The 204-nt window shown below is 53.4% G+C and carries 1 protein-coding gene; it reads left to right on the top strand.

Annotated elements, in window-relative coordinates; genetic code table 11:
- Window positions 1-204, top strand: a 204-nt coding sequence (locus I6E40_RS11120) for a hypothetical protein (RefSeq protein WP_235387309.1), incomplete at both ends; no start/stop codon positions are given.

The raw sequence follows: 204 nt of genomic DNA, 5'->3' as shown, positions 1-204 counted from the left end.
CAAGATGATGCAGATGTTCCTCTCGCCCAAAACGAGCGAAGCACTCAGCGTCCTCAGCGAGTTTTTCCAAAACACCAACGCCACAGCGGACGAAAACGCCGACGCGAAAACCAACGCCGGCGTCAAATACGTCACCCCGCAACAAGTGGAAGATGAGGTACTTAAGAATTGGGAAGTACGGTTCAACGTCATGACGCAGCACCC

Origin of the sequence: Prevotellamassilia timonensis (genome assembly GCF_021531665.1) — a bacterium.
Classification (GTDB): Bacteria; Bacteroidota; Bacteroidia; order Bacteroidales; family Bacteroidaceae; genus Alloprevotella.
Note: the sequence above shows the minus strand (reverse complement) of the source record. Positions and strands in the feature narration are given on the sequence as shown.